Here is a 1740-nt window from a genome sequence, read left to right on the forward strand (position 1 = left end):
TCAACGGGGTCTTCCACATGATCCAGGCTGTGCTGCCCGACATGCTGGACGCCGGTTGGGGGCGCATCGTCAACATCTCCTCGTCCAGCACGCACTCTGGCGCCCCTTTCATGTCCCACTACGTCGCCGCCAAATCCGCAGTCAACGGCCTGACCAAGTCGCTGGCCCTGGAGTACGGCCCGAACGGCATTACGGTCAACGCGATACCTCCGGGCTTCATCGACACCCCGATGCTGCGCAACGCCGAGCGGCGCGGCAACCTCGGCGACATCGAAAAGACCATCGCCGCAACGCCTGTGCGCCGGATCGGCAAGCCCGAAGACATCGCGGCGGCCTGCGCCTTTTTGGTGTCCGAGGAAGCCAGCTACATCACCGGTCAGATCTTGGGCGTCAACGGCGGCCGAAACACATAGCAACCGTGAGAATTTCGTCAATAGAATCGTGAGGAGACGTAGTGGGCGAAACCAAGGGCCGGGTCGCGGGCAAGGTTGCCTTCGTTACCGGCGCAGGCCGCGGCCAGGGCCGCTGTCACGCCGTCCGGCTGGCCGAAGAGGGCGCCGACATCATCGCTGTCGACATCTGCCATGACATCAGCACGATCGGCTACCCGATGTCGGGCCCGGAGGATCTCGAGGAGACCGCGCGGCTGATCGAAAAAACCGGTCAACGAGTGGTGTTCGCGCAGGCCGACGTTCGTGACGCGGCAGCGCTGCACGCGGCGCTGGAAAGCGGACTGGCCGAATTCGGCACGTTGGACATCGTGGTGACGGCGGCCGGGGTCGCCGGCATGAAAGGCCGGCCGCCACTGCAGGCCTGGACCGATGTGATCAACACCAATTTGATCGGGACGATCAACACGATTCAGGTTGCGCTGCCGTACCTCAACGAGGGAGCCTCGATCGTCGCGACAGGATCGACCGCCGCATTGATGGACACCTCGAAGAAGGACAACCCCGGCAAAGACCCGGGCGGGATGGCCTATGTGCACTCCAAACGCGCATTGTCGAGCTACGTCCATGACCTCGCGACCGAGCTGTCGGCCTTCGGCATCCGGGCCAACGTCGTGCACCCGACCAACACCAACACGCCCATGCTGCAGAGCGAACCGATGTACCGTTCGTTCCGGCCAGATCTCGATAACCCCACTCGCGCTGACGCCGAACCGGTTTTCGCTGTGCAGCAGGCGATGAGGATCCCGTTCGTCGAACCGGAGGACATCAGCAACGCCGTGCTGTGGCTGGCCTCCGACGAAGCCCGGTATGTCACCGGTTTGCAGCTGCGTGTCGATGCCGGCGGCTACCTCAAGTGGTACGACTACCGCACGTAAGGGAACCCATGAAAGTCCGAGTTGATTCAGACCGCTGCCAGGGGCACACGCTGTGTTCGATGATCGCGCCCGCGTCATTTGAGCTCGACGACATCGAAGGCCACGCGTCGGCCGTGACGGAAGACGTTCCGGCAGCGGACCAAGACGCGGTGCGCGAAGCAGCGCGCTCCTGCCCCGAGCAAGCCATCCTGATCCGTGACGATCGCTAACGCGGCGTAGCCGCGCACAGCGGGTCGGCACCAGACAAAACGGAGACCTCATGAGCGTCGACGACGAGATCGAGCGCAAGAAGAATCGCTACCACTTCGACCGGCATACGCCCGAGTACCGCGAACAATTCGAGAAGATCACCGAAGAGATCCACCAGAAGTGTCCGGTCGCATGGACCGACACCTACGACGGCCACTGGGTGG

At 63.3% G+C, this 1740-nt stretch carries 3 protein-coding genes and 1 pseudogene; all 4 read left to right on the forward strand.

All coding sequences use genetic code 11. The features are described 5' to 3' along the window. Positions 1–413, forward strand: a 413-nt coding sequence (locus AC2VOG_RS07110) for an SDR family NAD(P)-dependent oxidoreductase (protein ID WP_486939212.1), incomplete at its 5' end; no start/stop codon positions are given. 41 nt (positions 414–454) lie between these two features. Then, complete coding sequence (locus AC2VOG_RS07115; RefSeq protein WP_486939213.1) at positions 455–1327, forward strand: mycofactocin-coupled SDR family oxidoreductase; 873 nt, start codon at positions 455–457, stop codon at positions 1325–1327. An 8-nt stretch (positions 1328–1335) separates the two neighbouring features. Next, positions 1336–1536, forward strand: coding sequence for a ferredoxin (locus AC2VOG_RS07120; RefSeq protein WP_486939214.1), 201 nt, complete (start codon positions 1336–1338; stop codon positions 1534–1536). Positions 1537–1586: 50 nt separating this feature from the next. Beyond that, positions 1587–1740: pseudogene (locus tag AC2VOG_RS07125) on the forward strand (cytochrome P450); the annotation flags it as partial.

This window comes from Mycobacterium sp. TH-M11, assembly GCF_057473725.1.